Below are 16440 nucleotides of genomic sequence, written 5' to 3' on the forward strand. Positions count from 1 at the left end.
ATGCCGTCCCCCCGACAGTGTGCGCACAAGTGTCGTGAGTCACACCTTTTCGTGGCAATGCTCGACTGCCAATATGGGCGCCAGGCGCTCAGATGAGCGGAGTGACGCCATGACGAGTCGGCTCGCGGGGCCCGCGGCGACGGTGCTGTCGGCTTCGGTTGCGCGACGCTACTACCTCGACGGCCGGTCGAAGATCGAGATCGCCGACGAGTTCGGGCTGAGCCGCTTCAAGGTGGCGCGGCTGCTCGACGCCGCGCGGGACAGCGGTCTGGTGCGCATCGAGATCGGCCGGCGGGGTCTCATCGACGTCGACCTGTCCGCCCGGGTCAAGGACCGGTACCGGCTCGAGCACGCGGTGGTCGTGGACCCCGGGGACAGCGACGACGCGGCCGTGCGGCAGCACCTGGGTCAGGTGGCCGCGGAACTGCTGGCCGAGCTCGTCCGCCCGGAGGACGTGCTCGGCGTCGCCTGGTCGCGCTCGGTCGGGGCCATGGCCCGGGCACTCCCCCGGCTGGCCCCCGTGCCGGTCGTGCAGCTCACCGGCGCGGTCGCCATGCCCGACGGCGAGGACAGCGCGATCGACATCGTGCGCGACGTCGCCCGGGCGGCCGGCGGGCCGGCGTACGTCTTCTACGCGCCGTTCACGCTGCCCGACTCCGCCACCGCCCAGGCCCTGCGGCAGCAGCGGGAGGTGGCCCTGGCCTTCGCCCAGCTGCCGCGGGTCACCAAGGCCGTCGTCGGCGTCGGGCTCTGGTCGCCGGGGCAGTCGACGCTCTACGACACGGCGCTGGAGCACGACCGGCGGACGCTGCGGCGGCTCGGCGTCTGCGCCGAGGTCTCCGGCGTCTTCCTCGCGGCGGACGGCGAGCCGGTGCGGTGCGGGCTCAGCGACCGGCTGATCGGCATCGGCGCCGAGCAGATGCGTGCCATCCCGGAGGTCATCGCCATCGCGTACGGGGCACCCAAGATCACCGCGGCCCGGGCCGCGCTGCGCAGTGGCCTGATCGACGGTCTCGTGACCCACGCGGCCGTCGCCCGGGCGCTGCTCGAACCGGCGTGACCGGCCGGCGCCCGCCGCCCGGGGCCGATCCGGGCGAGCGGCGCGGCGGCGAGGTGGTCCTGGTCGGCGGGATCGCCAACCGCGGCGGAGTGTTCCGGATCGGGGACACGGTGCGCCGTCCCCAGCGCGCCACCAGCCGGGCCACCCACGCCCTGCTCCGTCACCTGGAGGCCGTGGGGTTCGACGGCGCCCCGCGCTTCCTCGGCATCGACGAGCGGGGGCGGGAGGTCCTGAGCTACGTGCCGGGGACGACGGTGCTGCGGCCGTACCCGGACTGGGCGCTCACCGACGAGGCGCTGGTCAGCGTGGCCGAGCTGCTGCGGGACTACCACTCCGCCGTCGCCGCCTTCGACCCGTCGCCCTACCGCTGGCCGTCGTCACCGCCGGGGGAATACGCCGGCGAGCTGGTCAGCCACAACGACCCCAACCTGGACAACGTCGTCTTCCGCGACGGGCGTGCGGTCGCGCTCATCGACTTCGACCTGGCCGCCCCCGGGTCGCGGCTGTGGGACGTCGCCTGCGCCGCCCGGCTGTGGGCGCCGCTGCGCCCGGACGACTTCATCCACGACGCGCGCCGCGGCCGGGGCCTCCAGCGCTTCCGCCGCTTCGTGGACGCCTACGGCGTCGACCGCGCCGACCGGGTGCGGCTGGTGCCGGCCGTCCGGGAGAACCTGGAGTGGTTCTGCCGGCTGATCGAGGCGCACGTCGCCGCGGGCCACGGCCCCTTCCGCGACTACTGGGAGTCGGAGGCGCGGGCCCGGGCGGCGGCCTCCCGGCGCTGGCTGGCCGAGTCGGAGCAGACCGTCCGGGACGCCGCCACCAGGTGACCCCGGCGTCCTAGTGCGACGCCCCGTGGCAGAACTTGTACTTCTTGCCCGACCCGCAGGGGCACGGGGCGTTCCGCGACGGCTCCTTGGTGCCCGAGACGGTCGCCGTCTTGGCCGCCTTGGCCGCGCCGCTCTCCTTCGGGGAGGCGTCGAGGCTGGGCGCGGAGTAGCTGAGGTTCGCCGGCGGCTTGGGCGCGTCGAGACCCTTCACCGCCAGCTGCGGTCCGGTGCCGGACGGCGCCGGCGCGGCGGGCGCCTCCGCGGCGGTCTCGGCGGCGGGCCGGGCGCTGCGGCGGGCGGTCGCGGTGCCCGTCGCCCCGTCGCCGGCGGTGGCCTGCTTGGCCGCCTCGGCCTGCGCGGCCTGGCGGGCCAGCACCCGCGCCGTCCCCTCCTGGGCGGCGGCCAGCGCGCGGGCCTCGGCCTCCTCCTGCTTGGCCCTGGCCTCCGCCTCCTGCTCCTCCTTGGTCTTGACCTCGAGGTTGAACAGGAAGCCGACCGACTCCTCCTTGATGCCGTCGAGCATCGCGTTGAACATGTCGAAGCCCTCGCGCTGGTACTCCACGACCGGGTCGCGGTTGGCCATCGCGCGCAGGTGGATGCCGGCCCGCAGGTAGTCCATCTCGTAGAGGTGCTCGCGCCACTTGCGGTCGAGCACCGACAGCAGCACCCGCCGCTCGAGCTCGCGCATGACCTCGGCGCCGAGCTTGGCCTCGCGCTCGTCGTAGGCGCGGTGCACGTCCTCGATGAGGGCCTTCTTCAGGTCCTCGGCCGACAGCGCCGCCTGGTCGCCGTCGGCCACCTCGTCGAGCAGCGCCTGCCGGCCGAGCCCGACCGGGTAGAGCGCCTTGAGGCCGGTCCACAGCTGCTCGAGGTCCCAGTCCTCGGCATAGCCGGTCTCGGTCGCGCCGGTGACGTAGGCGGTGACGACGTCGTCGATCATCGACTGGATCTGGTCCTGCAGGTCCAGGCCCTCGAGGATGGTGCGCCGCTCGTCGTAGATGACGGTGCGCTGGCGGTTGAGCACCTCGTCGTACTTGAGGACGTCCTTGCGGACCTCGAAGTTCTGCTGCTCGACCTGGGTCTGCGCCGAGCGGATCGCCCGGGTGACCATCTTCGACTCGATCGGCTGGTCCTCGGGGACCCGCAGCGTGTTCATCATCGACTCGAGCATCGGGCCGTTGAACCGGCGCATCAGGTCGTCGCCGAGGGAGAGGTAGAACCGCGACTCCCCGGGGTCGCCCTGCCGGCCGGAGCGGCCGCGCAGCTGGTTGTCGATCCGCCGGCTCTCGTGCCGCTCGGTGCCCAGCACGTAGAGCCCGCCGGCCTCGACGACCTGCTCGTGCTCGGCCTTGACCTGCGCCTTGGCGTCCTCGAGCGCGTCGTCCCAGGCCGCCTCGTACTCCTCGGGCGTCTCCGCCGGTGACAGGCCGCGGGTGCGCAGCGCCTCGTCGGCGATGAAGTCGGGGTTGCCGCCGAGCTGGATGTCGGTGCCGCGGCCGGCCATGTTGGTCGACACGGTGACCGCGCCCAGCCGCCCGGCCTGGGCGACGATGTGCGCCTCCCGCGCGTGGTTCTTCGCGTTCAGCACCTCGTGCGGGATCCCGCGCCGGAGCAGGAACTTCGAGAGGATCTCGGACTTCTCGACGCTCGCCGTCCCGACCAGGATCGGCTGCCCCGCCTCGTTGCGGTCGGCGATGTCGTCGACGACCGCGTCGAACTTCGCCTTCTCCGTCTTGTAGATGACGTCGGAGCGGTCGTCGCGGATCATCGGCTTGTTCGTCGGGATCGGGACGACGCCCAGCTTGTAGGTCTGGTGCAGCTCGGCGGCCTCGGTGGACGCCGTACCGGTCATCCCGGCGAGCTTGTCGTAGAGCCGGAAGTAGTTCTGCAGCGTGATCGTGGCGAGGGTCTGGTTCTCGTCCTTGATCGCCACCTTCTCCTTGGCCTCGATGGCCTGGTGCATGCCCTCGTTGTAGCGGCGGCCGGCCAGCACGCGGCCGGTGAACTCGTCGACGATGAGCACCTCGCCGTTGCTGACGATGTACTGCTGGTCGCGGTGGAAGAGCTCCTTGGCCTTCAGGGCGTTGTTCAGGTAGCCGATCAGCGGGGTGTTGACCGCCTCGTAGAGGTTGTCGATGCCGAGCTGGTCCTCGACGAACTCGACGCCCTCCTCGGTGATCGCGACCGTGCGCTTGGACTCCTCCACCTCGTAGTGGGTGTCCTTCTTCAGCAGCGGCGCGATCCGCGCGAACTCCTGGTACCACTTCGCGCTCTGCTCGGCCGGGCCGCTGATGATCAGCGGGGTGCGGGCCTCGTCGATGAGGATCGAGTCGACCTCGTCGACGATCGCGTAGAAGTGCCCGCGCTGGACCAGGTCGGCCTTGCTCCAGGCCATGTTGTCGCGCAGGTAGTCGAAGCCGAACTCGTTGTTCGTGCCGTGCGTGATGTCACAGGCGTACATCTCCCGGCGCACCGCCGGGGTCTGGCCGGACAGGATCGTGCCGACCTTGAGGCCGAGGAAGTGGTGCACGCGGCCCATCCACTCGGCGTCGCGCTGGGCGAGGTAGTCGTTGGTGGTGACCACGTGCACGCCCTCGCCGGCCAGCGCGTTGAGGTAGGCCGGCAGGACGCCGGTCAGCGTCTTGCCCTCACCGGTCTTCATCTCGGCGACGTTGCCCAGGTGCAGGGCGGCGCCGCCCATGATCTGCACCCGGTAGTGCCGCTGGCCCAGCGTGCGGGTGGCCGCCTCGCGCACGACGGCGAACGCCTCCGGCAGCAGCGCGTCCAGGGATTCGCCGTCGGCGTAGCGCTGCTTGAACTCGTCGGTCTTGGCCCGCAGCTCCGCGTCGGTCAGCTCGGCCGTCTCGTCCGCCAGCGACTCCACCGCATCCGCGATCTTGGACAGTCGTCGGAGGATCTTGCCCTCGCCGGCACGCAGGATCTTCGAGAACACCACAAGCACAGGGTAGGCGGCTCGACCAGCACCACCGTCCCGGGAACGCACCGCGTCGTCCGTACTCTCCCCCGGTGGCCGTCGACCTCGATCACCTCAGTCCCGACCTGCTCACCTTCCTCACCGAGCGGCACCTGGCCACGCTCACCACCCTGCGCGCCGACGGCAGCCCGCACGTCGTCCCGGTCGGGTTCACCTTCGACGCGGACACCCGGACCGCGCGGGTGATCACCTCCGGCACGTCGGCCAAGGCACGGCACGTCCGGGCGCGGGAGCGGGTGGCGCTCTGCCAGGTCGAGGGACGTCGCTGGCTCACCCTCGAGGGGACGGCGGTCGTGCGCGACGACCCGCCGGCCGTGCGGGACGCCGAGGACCGCTACGCGCGCCGCTACCGCAGGCCACGGGAGAACCCGCGCCGCCTCGTCCTGGAGATCTCGGTCGACCGGATGCTGGGCAACCCCTGACCATCAGGGCGTGAACCTGGACCACCTGGACCTGACCACCGAGGTGGTGCGCACCGAGCGGCTGGTGCTGCGCCCCTACCGCCCGGACGACGAGGACGCGGTGTTCGCCGGCTGCCAGGACCCCGACGTCCAGCGCTGGATCTTCGCGATCCCGGTGCCCTACACCCGCGAGCGGGCGCGCGAGTTCCTCGCCCAGGCCGCGCGGGCCCGGGCCGACGGCAGCGCGCTCGTGGTCGCGATCGAGGCGGACGGCGTCCTCGTCGGCTCCAGCGGCGTCCACCTGATTCCCGGCAAGCTGGGCCCGGAGATCGGCTACTGGGTCGCCCGCGAGGCCCGCGGCCAGGGGTATGCCGCCGAGGCCGCGCACGCGCTGGCCGAGTGGGCGCTCGGGCTGGGTGCGCCGCGCGTGCACCTGGTGGCCGACGTCCGCAACACGGCGTCGCAGGTGGTCGCGCGGCGGGCCGGGTTCACGCAGGAGGGCGTGCTGCGGTCCTGCCTGGAGTACCGGGACGGCAGCCGGGGCGACGCGGCGCTGTTCTCGCGGCTGCCCGGTGACTGAGCGGAGGCCGGGCGCGCAGGAAACCTGCGCACCCGGCCTCCGTTCGTCCTTATACGGTCGCCGGCGCGGCGGGAGCCTGCGCGGCGGCGGAGTCGCCGTTGAGCGGCACGTCGACCAGCCGGATGAGGCCGTAGTCGTAGGCGTGCCGCCGGTAGACGACCGTGGGGCGGCCGGTGTCGGCGCACTGGAAGAGGAAGAAGTCGTGGCCGACCAGTTCCATCTCGTGGAGGGCCTGGTCGACGGTCATGGGGGTCGCGGGATGCTGCTTCTCCCGCACGATCCGGCCGGGCAGGTGCTCGTCGAGATCGGTCACGTGCGGACCCTCGGCGAGCTGCCGGTCGAGGTCGAGAGATTCGCTGACGCCGAGGTCGGCGGCGGTGTTGCCGTTGATCCGGACGCTCTCGGGGGTCCGGCGGCCGTGGTGCACCCGGCGGCGGTCGGCCGCGCGGCGCAGGCGTGCGTCGAGCTTGCCTGCGGCCAGGTCGAGCGCGGAGTAGAAGTCCGGCGCGCTGGCCTCGGCGCGGACCACGGGACCCTTGCCGCGCAGGGTGATCTCCACGCGCTGGCAGTTGCCCGACTGGCGCGGGTTCTTCTCGTGGAAGAGCTCGGCGTCGATGCGCAGGATCTTGAGCTTGCCGTCGAAACGGTCCAGCGGGGTGAGTTTGTCCCAGACGTGCTGCCGGAAATGATCGGGGACTTCGACATTGCGGCCACGGACCACGATCTCCATGAGACCTCCCGTTCGGAGCGGGCTGTGATCGGTTCGACGCTAGTCGCTCATCTGGGGTCCCGACAGTCGACCGCCCGACGTCCTTCGTTCACCCGATCGATGCCTTGCCGCCTGCGGCCACGGGGTCACGGCGCGGCGTCGCCGCCACCACCGCGGCGAGCACCGGCGTGCCCGTGACGCTTCGTGCCGGCGCGAGCACCGAAGCCGCCTCGGTCAGGGTTGCGCCGCTGGTCACCACGTCGTCGACCAGCACGAGGACCGCGCCGGCCGGCGGCGTGCCGGCGGGCAGGAAGCTCCCGGCCAGGTTCGCCCGCCGCTGCGCCGCCGAGAGCTCCGCCGAGTCGCGGACCCGCCCGCGGCGGCGCAGCAGCCGCGCCTCGGCCGCGGCGACGCCGGCCGCCCGCAGCTCCGCCTCGGCCCGGCGGGTCAGCTCGCGGACCGGATCGCGACCGCGGGTCCGCAGCGCGGCCGCCGAGGAGGGCACGGGCACCAGCAGCACCGGCCCCACCGGCCCGGGGACGCCGCGCAGGACGCCGGCCACGGCCAGCGCCAGCGCCGTCCCGAGGACCTGCCCGAGCTCGGCCCGGCCCCGCTCCTTGAACGCCAGGACGGCGGCACGCACCGGCCCCTCGTACGCGCCCGCGGCCACGGTCGGCGGGAAGCCGGCCGGGAACCGACGCGGCGTGGCCAGGTGCGGGCGCGCGAGCAGCCGGCCGCAGCGGTGGCACACGACGGCGCCGGGCAGCCCGCAGCCGGCGCAGGTGCGGGGCAGCACCAGGTCGGCGAGGGCCGTGGCGTGGGCGCGGGCCCGGGCGAGCTGCACCGCCCCACCCTGTCGCCGCTCCCGGCCCGGGGACCGGCCGCCGCCCGATCTGTGGATCTACAGCGGGAAGAACGGATCGGTGCCCTGCAGCGGCTCCTGGCCGCGGACCAGCGTCACCCAGGTGCCCCCGGAGAACTCCCAGATCGTCCCGCCGGCGCTCACCAGCGGCAGCCGGCCGGGCGCCGCACCCACCGCGGTCGGCTGGCTGGGCAGGCCGGCGGTCGGCACGTCGTCCAGACCCCAGCCGTCGACGCCCACCTCGAAGGGCACGATCCGGTCCTCACCGGCGTCGCCGGCGAGCACGAGCAGGCTGCTGCTGGAGCGCCAGGCGACGTCCACCACCTGGGTCAGCGACGGGGCCACCTGGCGCAGGTCGGGCAGGGACACCCCGCCGTCCTCGGAGCGGACGATGGTGCCCACGTACAGGCGCGGACCCTCCGGCCCGTCGATCACCACGGCCGCGCGGACGCCGTCGGGCGAGAGCTGCAGCTCCTGCGCGCGGCCCAGGCCCGGCAGCGTCGGCGTGCTCACCGCCTGCGGCGGGCCGCCGACACCGGGCACCCGGACGACGGCGTCGCCGTCGCGGACCACCCAGATCTCGGCACGGGTGGCCGCGACGGTGGGCATCGTGAGCGTGCCCGCGGTGAGCACGGGGGTCAGGTCGCCGCCGTACGGCCCGGTCAGCAGGGCGGCCCCGCCGGGCGCGTTCGCCGTCCCGGCCATGGTCGTCAGCTTCCCGGTGCGCTGATCGGCCGAGACGGCGGCGCCGGTCAGGCCGTAGGCCCCGGCGCCGGCCGGCCCGGGGGCCGGGGCTCCCGGCACGGTGTAGAGCGCGCCGCGGGTCAGGTAGTGCCCGACGGCGTCGACCGCCGAGCTCTCCGGGTCGAAGGAGGCCCAGTCGTCGACCGTCTGCAGCGCCGGCACGCCCTCGATCGACACCGGATCGCCGTCGATGAGGATCTGCACGTTGCGCGCCGAGAACGGCTCGAGGGTCCACACCAGCTGCGCACAGAGCTCGTTGAGCTCCGGTGACGGTTCCGGGGACACGTTGGTCAGGTCGACGGTGACCGTCTGCCCCGAGAGCTCGATCGCCCGGCGCAGCTCCGCGCCGGCCAGCGGGTTGCGCACCCCCGCGGCCAGCGAGGACGACGGCCCGGCCAGCTCGCGGTCGACCAGGGCCGTCGGCTGCGACTCGCCGGCGATCAGGTACCGCGGGTCCGCCACCAGCCGCTGGCCGGTGGGGTCGAGGAACCAGGCGGTCAGCTCGTCGTAGAGCCGCGCGAAGTCCGGCTGCAGCATCAGCAGGCCGTCGGGCGGATCGCTGATCCGCCACTCGCCGTCGACCTGCTCCAGGGTGAACTCGCGGGTGTAGGCCTCCTGGTCGCCGACGGTGAAGATGCCGCGCGGGTCGACGGTGCCCACCAGGTCCGCGGTGACGCGGATCGTCCCGTTGTCGGTGGTCACCGCGGAGTAGTCCTGGCTGAGGATCGTGATGCCGGACTCGTCCGACCACGACCGCGCGGCCTCGGGCGTCAGGTGCTCGCGCGCGACCGGGTGCCCGCGCGTGGCGCTGGCGGCGGCGTCGAGGAACCCGCGGACGACGTCCTCGGGGGTCGCTCCCGGCTCCGGGGACAGCGGCTCGATGCCGACCGTGTCGTCGGGCCGGCTCGGCGCCTGGGTGATCTGCACGGTCGGCGAGCTGGTCGGCACCGTCGAGCAGCCGGCCAGCGCCAGCAGGGCCGCGAGCACGGCCGGCCACCGCCTCACGGCTGCACCGCCGGCCGCCCCGTCGGACGGCGGACGATCGTCGGGCGCAGCGGCAGCGGCGAGCTGGTCAGGTCGCCGCCCGCGACCAGCGGCAGGGTGAGCCGGAACTGCGCGCCGGCCCCCTGCTGGCCCCACACCTGCAGCCAGCCGCGGTGCAGCCGGGCGTCCTCGAGGCTGATGGACAGCCCGAGCCCGCTGCCGCCGACCGTGCGCACCCGCGAGGGGTCGGCCCGCCAGAACCGGTCGAACACGTGCTGCGCCTCGGCCGGGCTCAGGCCCACCCCGAAGTCCCGCACGGTGACCGCGGCCGCCGTCGGGTTCGACGCCAGCGTGATCTCCACCGGCTTGCCCGCGCCGTGCTCGATGGCGTTGCCGATGAGGTTGCGCAGGATCCGCTCGACCCGGCGGGCGTCGATCTCGGCGATCACCTCGTCGGCGGGCTTGTGGACGACGAGCGGCGTCGCGTGCATCTCGGCCAGCGAGCCCATCGCGTCGACCACGCGCGCGACGAGGACGCCCAGCCCGGTCGGCTCGGGGTCGAGGACGGCGGCGCCGGCGTCGTACCGGCTGATCTCGAGCAGGTCCGTCAGCAGCCCCTCGAACCGGTCCAGCTCGGCGCGCAGCAGCTCGGCCGAGCGGGCCACGTGCGACGGGAAGTCCGTGCGCGACTCGTAGAGGACGTCGGCGGCCATCTGCACCGTGGTCAGCGGCGTGCGCAGCTCGTGGGAGACGTCGGAGGTGAACCGCTGCTGCAGGTGGGAGAGCCCCTCGAGCTGGGTGATCTGGCGCTGCAGGCTGTCGGCCATCGCGTTGAAGCTGGTGGCCAGCCGGGCAAGGTCGTCCTCGCCGCGGACGAGCATGCGCTCCTCGAGCTGGCCCTCGGCGAGCCGCTGCGCCGTCCCCGCCGCGCGCCGCACCGGGTCGACCACCAGCCGGGTGACCAGGACGCCGATGCCGACCACGAACAGGGTCAGCGCGATCCCGCTGATGATGACCGTGCTGCGGATCAGGGCGAGGCTCTCCGCCTCCTGGTCCAGCGGGAAGGCGTAGTACAGCCCGATCCGCTCGGTGCTGCCGGCGTCCCCGGGCACCGAGGCACCGATCAGCAGCGTCGGCTGCGGGATGCCGGGGTCCCCGTCGGGCACGAGGGCGTAGCGGTAGGACTGCCCGCCGGAGTCGACGTCGGCGCGCAGGTCGGCCGGGATCGCCGGCCACACGAACCGCCGGCTGGTCGCCGTCCGCTCGGTGTCGCCGCTGCGGTAGACCATCACGACGTCGAAGTCGCCGGCCGAGCCGGCGCGGGCCTTGAGCTGCTGGACGGTGCGGTCCAGGGTCGCGCGAACGCTGGCCGCGTCGCCGGTGGCGATGCCGGTCACCTGGCTCTGCGCGTAGAACACCCCGAGCTGCGCCTGGTCGATCGCCGCCTGCTTCTTCACCGACAGCAGCTGATCGCGGATCTGGCTGAACAGGACGACGCTGACGATGATCACGACCGTGCCGGCGACGGCCATGGTGATCGCGCCGATCCGGACCTGCAGCGACGACCGCCAGGCGTGCACCGTGCGGGCGGCGAGCCGGCGGGAGGTGTCGGAGACCCAGCGGCCGGTGGCACCGGTGCGCTCGGCGAGCGCCGTGCCCAGCCGCGGCAGGACCGGCCCGCGCTCCTCCGCGGGTTCGGCGGGGGGCGGCGGCAGGATCCGGGGGCGCGCGGGGGGCGCGGCCGGCCCGGAGTCGAGCGTGCCGGTGGAGCGGGCCGCCGGCGCCGTCGTCCGGCCGTCGATCTCCGAGGTCACGGGCAGCCGGTCACGGCGGGCCGGCCTTGTACCCGACCCCGCGCACCGTCAGCACCACCTCGGGCTTCTCGGGGTCGCGTTCGATCTTCGCCCGCAGCCGCTGCACGTGGACGTTGACCAGCCGGGTGTCGGCCGCGTGCCGGTAGCCCCACACCTGCTCGAGCAGCAGTTCGCGGGTGAACACCTGCCGGGGCTTGCGGGCCAGGGCGACGAGCAGGTCGAACTCCAGCGGGGTGAGCTGGATCGGCACGCCGTCCCTGGTGACCTGGTGGGCCGGGACGTCGATCTGCACGTCGCCGATCGAGAGGTTCTCCGCCTGCCCGGTCTCGCCGCGGCGCAGCTGGGCGCGGACGCGGGCGACCAGCTCCACCGGCTTGAACGGCTTGGTCACGTAGTCGTCGGCGCCGGCCTCGAGCCCCTGGACGACGTCGATCGTGTCGCCCTTCGCGGTCAGCATCACGATCGGCACCGTCGACTGCTGGCGGATGTCCTGGCAGATCTGCAGCCCGTTGCGGCCCGGCAGCATCAGGTCCAGCAGCACGATGTCGGGCCGGGTCTGCTGGAAGACGCCGACCGCCCGGTTGCCGTCGGAGACGAACGCGGGCTCGTAGCCCTCACGGCGGAGGACGATGCCGAGCATCTCGGCGAGAGCGGCGTCGTCGTCGACGACCAGGACTCGGCCCCGGCTATGCCCGTTCTGCGGCGCGGTGGGTGGCACGGCGCCCATTCTGCGCTGTCCAGCTCGAAAGGCGGCGCCACCCGGCCGCAAGACACACGGCCGGGTGTCCCCCCTGAGGACTTTCCGTGCGGAAAGTCCCTCCGGCCGTCAGTAGCGGTAGTGGTCGCTCTTGAACGGACCCTCCACGGACACGCCGATGTAGTCGGCCTGCACCTTGGTCAGCTCGGTCAGCGTCACGCCGAGGGCGTCGAGGTGCAGCCGCGCGACGTGCTCGTCGAGCTTCTTCGGCAGCACCGTGACGGTGGGGGCCTTGCCCTCGTACTCGGCGCGCCTGGTCCACAGCTCGATCTGGGCGAGCACCTGGTTGGCGAACGAGGCGCTCATCACGAAGCTCGGGTGCCCGGTGGCGTTGCCGAGGTTCAGCAGGCGGCCCTCGGAGAGCACGATGATCGTGTGGCCGTCGGGGAACCGCCACTCGTCGACCTGCGGCTTGATGTTGGTCTTCTCGATGCCGGGCGTCCGCGCCAGACCGGCCATGTCGATCTCGTTGTCGAAGTGCCCGATGTTGCCCACGATCGCCTGGTGCTTGGTCCGGGCGAGCTGCTCGGCGGTGATGATGTCCTTGTTGCCGGTGGCCGTGACGATGATGTCGGCCTTGCCGATCACCTCGTCGAGCGTGGTCACCTCGTAGCCGTGCATCGCGGCCTGCAGCGCGCAGATCGGGTCGATCTCGGTGACGATCACGCGGGCGCCCTGGCCGCGCAGCGACTCCGCGCACCCCTTCCCGACGTCGCCGTAGCCGCAGACGACGGCGACCTTGCCGCCGATCATCACGTCGGTCGCCCGGTTGATGCCGTCGATGAGCGAGTGCCGGCAGCCGTAGAGGTTGTCGAACTTGCTCTTGGTCACCGAGTCGTTGACGTTGATCGCCGGGAACAGCAGCCGGCCGTCGCGGGCGAGCTCGTACAGGCGCATCACGCCGGTCGTGGTCTCCTCGGTGACGCCCGAGATGCCCTGGCCGATGCGGGTCCAGCGCTGCGCGTCCTCGGTCAGGCTCTGCCGCAGCGCGGCGAGGATGACGCCGTACTCGTCGGAGTCGGCCTCGGTGGCCTCCGGGACGGCGCCCTCGGCCTCGAAGCGGGTGCCCAGGTGCACCAGCAGCGTGGCGTCGCCGCCGTCGTCCAGCAGCATGTTCGGGCCGACGATCGCGCCGTCGGCGTCGCGGAACTCGAACAGCCGCTGGGTGCACCACCAGTACTCCTCGAGCGTCTCGCCCTTCCAGGCGAACACCGGGACGCCGGTGGGCTGCTCGGGGGTGCCGTCGCCGACGACGATCGCTGCGGCGGCGTGGTCCTGCGTGGAGAAGATGTTGCAGCTGACCCAGCGGACGTCGGCGCCCAGCGCCTCGAGCGTCTCGATGAGGACGGCGGTCTGCACGGTCATGTGCAGCGAGCCGGCGATGCGGGCGCCCGCGAGCGGCTGCTCGGCGCCGTACTCCTCGCGCAGGGCCATGAGGCCGGGCATCTCGTGCTCGGCCAGGCGGATCTCCTTGCGGCCGAAGCCGGCGAGGGAGAGGTCGGCGACCTTGAAGTCGCCGTCGGTCAGCACACGCGTGCCAGTCATGTCGCTCCACGTCCGCGCCCGGCCTCAGGGGCGAGCGCTCTCGGTCGGGATGTGTCGTCGAAAGAGAGCGAGCATGCCGAGGCTTCGGCGGGGCTCGTGCCGTCGACCAGGGTAACCCGCGCGGGGCCCCGGCTCAGGAGACGGCGGTCGTGGTCCGGTACAGGACGGAGGGGCCCCGGGCGCTCACCGGCGCCCCGGCCGGCACGAACGCCGACTCCCCCTTGGCCAGCACCAGCTCCCCGTCGGCGGAGGCCAGCACCGCCGTCCCCTCGGTGCACAGCAGGACCTGCGGACCGCGGGTGGTGAGGATGCCGCTCTCGCCGCCGAGCTGGACCCGGGTGAGGTCGAAGTCCTCGACCGGCACCGGGTAGCGCAGACCGCCCGGCCCGAGCACCGGATGGATGACCGGCACCCGGCCGTCGGTGAAGTCGAGCACCTCGATCAGCGCCGCCAGGTCGACGTGCTTGGCGGTCAGCCCGCCACGCAGCACGTTGTCGGAGCTGGCCATCACCTCGACGCCCGCGCCGGACAGGTACGCGTGCAGGTTCCCCGCCGGCAGGAACACCGCCTCGCCGGGGGCGAGCTTGAGGTGGTTGCACATCAGCGAGATGACCACGCCCGGATCGCCGGGGTAGGACTCGGCGAGCGCCGCGGCCCAGCGGTAGGTGTTGATGAACTCCGGGTCGTGGGCGGCCACGAACGACGCCGCCTTCGCGGCCACCGCGTCGACCAGCGACTTCCGCCGCTTCTCCGACAGGGCCAGCAGCTGCGGGATAGCCGCCCGCAGGCCCCCGCGGGCCAGCGCCGCGATCGTCGGCTTGAGCTCGGGCAGCTGCAGCTTGGCCAGGCAGTGCAGCGACTCCTCGACCGGGCGGAAGCCGCAGAGCGCCTCGAAGGTCGAGAGCGCCAGCAGCAGCTCGGGCTTGTGGTACGGGTCCTTGAAGGTGCGCGTCGGGTCGTCCTGCGGGACGCCGGCGGCCTCCTCGGCGGCGTAGCCGGCCTCGGCCTGCTCGGGCGTCGGGTGCGCCTGCAGCGACAGCGGCGTCTCGGCGGCGAGCACCTTCATGAGGAACGGCAGCCGCGCGCCGAAGCGGGCCACGACCGCGTCGCCGAGCAGCCGCTGAGGGTCCGCGGCGATCGCGGCGTCGAGGCCGCGCCCGTCGGGCAGCCGGCTCGGGTCGTCGGGGTGGGCCCCCATCCAGAGCTCTGCCTGCGGTCGCTCGGACGGCACCGGCTGGCCGAGGAGTTCCGGGATCACGGTGCGGCTACCCCACGGGTAGCAGCGGACCGCACTGGTCAGTGGCCACATCGCTGCCGAGATTACGTGCGCGGGGGGCACTCCCCCTATGCCGCCGGTCTCCTCGGCGCCGCGCAACCCCCCATGGGGTCAGACGGCGGAGGCCCGGACGTCGGGAGCGCCGTGCCGGGCCGCGTCCGCCGTCCGGTCGTCCGGCATCCGCTGGGACTCCCGCTCCGCGGCCACGCGGGCCAGGTAGTGCTCCACCTCGCGGTCGCGCCGCTCGTCGTCCCAGCCGAGCGGGCCGGCCATCAGCCCGGCCACCTCGGGCGCGGACTCCACGCCCCGGTGCGCCGTCTCGATGGAGACGCGGGTGCGGCGGGTCAGCACGTCGTCGAGGTGCAGCGCCCCCTCGGCGGTCACGGCGTGGACGACCTCGGCGCGGAGGTAGCCGGGCGCGCCGGCCAGCGGGCGGCCGAGCGCCGGGTCCGCGCGGACCAGGGCCAGGACGTCGTCCACCCGGTCGCCGTGGCGGTGCAGCAACCGGTCGACGGCCGCCTCGGTGAGCCCGGACGCCGCCGCCAGCCGCGGCCCGCTGCCCCGGACGGCGTCCCACCGGCGGGCCCCGACGACCGGCAGGTGTGCCGTGCGCGAGGCCGGCACCCCGGGCAGCCCGGCGACGGCCGCGTCGACGGCGTCCTCGGCCATCACCCGGTAGGTCGTGTACTTGCCGCCGGCCACCAGCACCAGGCCGGGCACCGGCGTCACGACGGCGTGCTCCCGGGAGAGCCGGCTGGTCTGGTCGGCCTCCCCGGCGAGCAGCGGCCGCAGCCCGGCGTAGACGCCGACGATGTCCGCCGTGGTCAGCGGCCGGGTCAGCACCCGGTTGACCTGGTCGAGCAGGTAGGCGATGTCGGCGCTGCTGGCCGCGGGGTGCGCCCGGTCCAGCCGCCACGGGGTGTCGGTGGTGCCGACGATCCAGTGCTCGCCCCACGGGATGACGAACAGCACGCTGGTCGGCGTCCGCAGGATCAGGCCGGTCGGCGAGACCAGGTGGCCGTCGATCGCGGCCCGCGGCACGACCAGGTGCACACCCTTGGAGGCCCGCACGCGCAGGCTGGGCGCCTCGACGCCCAGCATCGCCCCGACGTCGTCGCTCCAGACGCCGGTCGCGGCGATCACGCTGCGGGCGCGCACCGAGAACGCCGACCCGTCGGTCAGGTCCGCGACGCGCACGCCGACGACCGGCCCCTGGTCGCCGTCCCGCAGCAGGCCGGTGACCCGCGCGCTGGACAGCGCCCGCGCGCCGTAGCCGGCCGCCGTCCGGACGACGGCCAGCGTGTGCCGGGCGTCGTCCACCTGCGCGTCCCAGTAGCGGATCGCGCCCCGGACGACGTCCGCGCGCAGGCCGGGGAACGCCTCGAGGGTGGCCCGCCGGGACAGGTGCCGGTGGGTCGGGATGCCCCGGTCGGCGGCCAGCGCGGCCCCGAGGACGTCGTAGAGCGCCACCCCGGCGCCGTAGTAGGCCCGCTGCCAGACCGGCGCGGTCAGCGGCAGGAGGAACGGCAGCGGCGTGACCAGGTGCGGCGCGATCGTCTGCACCAGCCGGGCGCGCTCGTGCAGCGCCTCCTGCACCAGGGGGAAGGCGAACTGCTCGAGGTAGCGCAGCCCGCCGTGGATGAGCTTGCTGGACCGGCTCGAGGTCCCGGCGGCCCAGTCGCGCGCCTCGAGCACCGCGACGGACAGCCCGCGGCTGGCCGCGTCGAGCGCCGCGCCGGCGCCGGTCACCCCGCCCCCGACCACGAGGACGTCGACCACCTCGTCCGGCAGCCGGGCGCGGTCGGCCCGGCGTCGCGCCGGCGAGAGCTCCGTCCGACTCACGCTCCCGACTGTCCCCCCGTGGCGCACCGTTCCGATGTCTCGCC

The 16440-nt window shown here is 73.8% G+C and carries 13 protein-coding genes; 4 read left to right on the forward strand and 9 right to left on the reverse strand.

What is annotated here, in order from left to right; all coding sequences use genetic code 11:
- Positions 1 to 109 precede the first annotated feature (109 nt).
- Positions 110 to 1060, forward strand: coding sequence for a sugar-binding transcriptional regulator (locus AB3388_RS22895; protein ID WP_495407615.1), 951 nt, complete (start codon positions 110 to 112; stop codon positions 1058 to 1060).
- Positions 1057 to 1887 (forward strand): phosphotransferase, encoded by an 831-nt coding sequence (locus tag AB3388_RS22900; protein WP_495407616.1) that lies wholly within the window; start codon positions 1057 to 1059, stop codon positions 1885 to 1887. Before AB3388_RS22895 ends, AB3388_RS22900 begins: the two co-directional genes overlap by 4 nt.
- A 10-nt stretch (positions 1888 to 1897) precedes the next feature.
- Here the strand turns inward: AB3388_RS22900 and secA are convergent, their stop codons facing one another.
- Positions 1898 to 4840 carry a preprotein translocase subunit SecA gene (gene secA / locus AB3388_RS22905; RefSeq protein WP_495407617.1) on the reverse strand — a complete coding sequence of 981 codons (2943 nt, stop codon included), beginning with the start codon at positions 4838 to 4840 and terminating at the stop codon, positions 1898 to 1900.
- Positions 4841 to 4914: 74 nt separating this feature from the next.
- On the opposite strand from secA, the gene AB3388_RS22910 reads away from it, so the two are divergent.
- Both AB3388_RS22910 and AB3388_RS22915 read left to right on the forward strand, forming a co-directional pair.
- Positions 4915 to 5304 carry a TIGR03618 family F420-dependent PPOX class oxidoreductase gene (locus tag AB3388_RS22910; protein ID WP_495407618.1) on the forward strand — a complete coding sequence of 130 codons (390 nt, stop codon included), beginning with the start codon at positions 4915 to 4917 and terminating at the stop codon, positions 5302 to 5304.
- A 10-nt stretch (positions 5305 to 5314) separates the two neighbouring features.
- Positions 5315 to 5863 carry a GNAT family N-acetyltransferase gene (locus AB3388_RS22915; RefSeq protein ID WP_495407619.1) on the forward strand — a complete coding sequence of 183 codons (549 nt, stop codon included), beginning with the start codon at positions 5315 to 5317 and terminating at the stop codon, positions 5861 to 5863.
- Between the two features lie 49 nt (positions 5864 to 5912).
- On the opposite strand, the gene hpf is transcribed toward AB3388_RS22915, so the two are convergent.
- From hpf to AB3388_RS22955, 8 genes are all read right to left on the reverse strand, one after another.
- A complete protein-coding gene (gene hpf, locus AB3388_RS22920) occupies positions 5913 to 6593 on the reverse strand; it encodes a ribosome hibernation-promoting factor, HPF/YfiA family (RefSeq protein ID WP_495407620.1) in 681 nt (226 codons plus the stop codon).
- An 88-nt stretch (positions 6594 to 6681) separates the two neighbouring features.
- Positions 6682 to 7416: a ComF family protein gene (locus AB3388_RS22925; RefSeq protein WP_495407621.1), complete on the reverse strand. Its 735-nt coding sequence runs from the start codon at positions 7414 to 7416 to the stop codon at positions 6682 to 6684.
- Positions 7417 to 7473: 57 nt separating this feature from the next.
- Positions 7474 to 9183, reverse strand: coding sequence for an LpqB family beta-propeller domain-containing protein (locus tag AB3388_RS22930; protein WP_495407622.1), 1710 nt, complete (start codon positions 9181 to 9183; stop codon positions 7474 to 7476).
- Positions 9180 to 10976 carry an MtrAB system histidine kinase MtrB gene (mtrB, locus tag AB3388_RS22935; RefSeq protein ID WP_495407623.1) on the reverse strand — a complete coding sequence of 599 codons (1797 nt, stop codon included), beginning with the start codon at positions 10974 to 10976 and terminating at the stop codon, positions 9180 to 9182. Before mtrB ends, AB3388_RS22930 begins: the two co-directional genes overlap by 4 nt.
- Before the next feature lie 10 nt (positions 10977 to 10986).
- Positions 10987 to 11703 (reverse strand): MtrAB system response regulator MtrA, encoded by a 717-nt coding sequence (gene mtrA, locus AB3388_RS22940; RefSeq protein ID WP_495407624.1) that lies wholly within the window; start codon positions 11701 to 11703, stop codon positions 10987 to 10989.
- 99 nt (positions 11704 to 11802) lie between these two features.
- A complete protein-coding gene (gene ahcY / locus AB3388_RS22945) occupies positions 11803 to 13278 on the reverse strand; it encodes an adenosylhomocysteinase (RefSeq protein ID WP_495407625.1) in 1476 nt (491 codons plus the stop codon).
- A gap of 133 nt (positions 13279 to 13411) precedes the next feature.
- Positions 13412 to 14587 carry a mannose-6-phosphate isomerase, class I gene (gene manA / locus AB3388_RS22950; RefSeq protein ID WP_495407626.1) on the reverse strand — a complete coding sequence of 392 codons (1176 nt, stop codon included), beginning with the start codon at positions 14585 to 14587 and terminating at the stop codon, positions 13412 to 13414.
- A gap of 78 nt (positions 14588 to 14665) precedes the next feature.
- Entirely contained in the window at positions 14666 to 16396 is a 1731-nt protein-coding gene (locus AB3388_RS22955) for a glycerol-3-phosphate dehydrogenase/oxidase (RefSeq protein WP_495407627.1), read from the reverse strand.
- Positions 16397 to 16440 lie beyond the last annotated feature (44 nt).

Source organism: Geodermatophilus sp. SMS 5-13, assembly GCF_059428245.1.